This window comes from Methanoculleus sp. DTU007 (genome assembly GCF_001512385.1).
In the GTDB taxonomy this organism is placed as follows: Archaea; Halobacteriota; Methanomicrobia; order Methanomicrobiales; family Methanoculleaceae; genus Methanoculleus; species Methanoculleus thermophilus.
Window position 1 is genome coordinate 381 of the sequence record NZ_LFRO01000015.1, and the last position, 991, is coordinate 1371.

At 58.9% G+C, this 991-nt stretch carries 1 protein-coding gene; it reads left to right on the forward strand.

Annotated elements, in window-relative coordinates; all coding sequences use genetic code 11:
- Positions 1-533: 533 nt before the first annotated feature.
- Positions 534-991: ABC transporter permease (locus ACI94_RS01695; protein ID WP_286681020.1), on the forward strand; the 458-nt coding region annotated here is incomplete at its 3' end.

The following is a 991-nucleotide window of genomic DNA, read 5'->3' on the forward strand; positions in this document are numbered from 1 at the left end:
GATCTCCCAGAGGTCCAGGATGGCCGGATGGTATGCCGGGGACTCAAGATGGGTGATATTCTCGATGCGGGTGACGTCCGGGGCCTCCGGTAAGATGAAGAAGTGCATGCAGGCGTAGACAGCTATTACTCCGACGATAACGGCAAGGATCGGTCGTCTCATGGTAGTTCCGGGCCGATGGAACCGGCGTGGTTAAAGTCAGTATGGGACCGGCCGGGCTTGAAGTTTCCGAAAAGTGACCGGTCCGGAGTATCGTTGGTTTACCACGGCCACTGGTCGAATTCACTCCTCTCACGCCCCGACGTGTAGAGGAATGTGAGAGAAAAGGTATATGGAGTAACGATCCAGTCTCAAGACGGCAACACCCGTGGAAGTGCATCTGAGTAACCCTTGCCTGTTCCGGGCGGCGGAAAAACCTCGGTTGTCACTTAAGGGGCGATACCGTGTATAATCGCGGGCCTGCGGTACTCTTGCGACCACGGACGGAGAACGAGCATGAAGATAGATGTATGTACACTGACCGGTGATAACACATGACGGCGGAACGGGTCTTCACCGTGGCCCAAAAAGAGTTCACTGACCAGATAACGGGCTGGCGGTTTCTGGTGATCCTCGCCCTCTTCCTCGCCATCGCCCTGGTGGGGACGTACAGCGGGGTCGTGAGCTACGAGAGAGAACTGGATAGATACTCGGAGCAATTGGCCGCGATGGATAACCAGAATGACGGACCGGCCGGGATGATGCCCGCAAAACCGCCAGTTGAGGGCGTTTACTCCTCAATGTTCCTCACGCTGATCTCCTACGGGGGGCTCCTTGCCATCGCCGTCGGGTCCGGCCTGGTCTCCGGGGAGAAGGAGTCACGGTCGCTCAAAAGCCTGCTCTCCCACCCGGTCTACCGCGACGAGGTCATCAACGGCAAGGCGCTCGGGGGCGTCGCGCTGCTCGCCCTCGTCGTCGGGAGCGTGCTCGCTATCTCCACCGCGCTCCTCCT